This is a genomic window from Vibrio sp. 1580, from assembly GCF_033340055.1.
The window spans coordinates 1-1,031 of sequence record NZ_JAWOVT010000085.1; the positions used below are offsets into that span (position 1 = coordinate 1).

1 protein-coding gene is annotated in these 1,031 nt (G+C 49.2%); it reads left to right on the forward strand.

Annotated elements, in window-relative coordinates; genetic code table 11:
- On the forward strand, positions 1-931 hold a 931-nt coding region (locus R7093_RS24195), incomplete at its 5' end, for a RelA/SpoT AH/RIS domain-containing protein (RefSeq protein WP_318146882.1).
- Between the last annotated feature and the right edge of the window lie 100 nt (positions 932-1,031).

A 1,031-nucleotide genomic window follows, 5' to 3' on the forward strand; every position in this document is an offset into this window, starting at 1 on the left:
TATTGTTGAACTGCCACTTGGCGCGACAGCCGTAGATTTTGCTTACGCGGTACATACCGATGTAGGTAATTCCTGTGTTGGTGCTCGTGTTGATCGTAACCCTTACCCACTAAGTAAGGCGCTGAAGAACGGCCAGACAGTAGAAATCATCAGTGCGCCAGGTGCGCGTCCAAATGCCGCTTGGTTGAACTATGTCGTGACTTCTCGCGCTCGCACTAAGATTCGTCAAGTACTGAAAACCATGCGCCGTGAAGAATCCATCACGCTCGGCCGCCGCCTATTGAATCACGCTTTGGGTCGTCACTCGATTGACTCCATCTACCCAGAGAATATTCAAGAAGTACTGACCGATCTGCGCTTAGAAAGCACAGACGATTTACTCGCAGCAATTGGCTTAGGCGAGCTCATGAGTATTGTGATTGCTCGTCGTTTGCTGGGCGATACTGAAGAGCTAACGACAACCAGTTCCATTCCAACCGACTCGAAGAAGAAACTTCCAATTCGTGGCGCGGAAGGTTTGCTACTGACGTTTGCTAACTGCTGTCACCCAATTCCAGATGACCACATCATTGCGCATGTGTCTCCTGGCCGTGGCTTGGTTGTTCACCGTGAAACGTGTCCAAATGTGCGCGGTTACCAAAAAGAGCCGGACAAATACATGGCCGTTGCGTGGTCTGACGATTACGACAAAGAGTTTATCGCAGAACTGAAAGTCGACATGCTTAACCACCAAGGTGCTCTCGCAGAATTGACCAACGTGATTTCGAAAACAGGCTCCAATATCCATGGCCTGTCGACCGAAGAACGTGATGGCCGACTGTATACTGTCACCGTTCTGCTGACGACTAAAGATCGTGTCCACCTTGCAGGTATCATGCGAAAAATCAAAGCGATGCCGCAGGCGACCCGAGTCAGACGAAGAAAGAACTAAACTCATCGCCACCCACTCACACTGGGTGGCGATTTTTTTATACCCTATTTATTTACTATGAATTTAGAACGTTACCACCGTATCCATCAGGTGCTTAAAG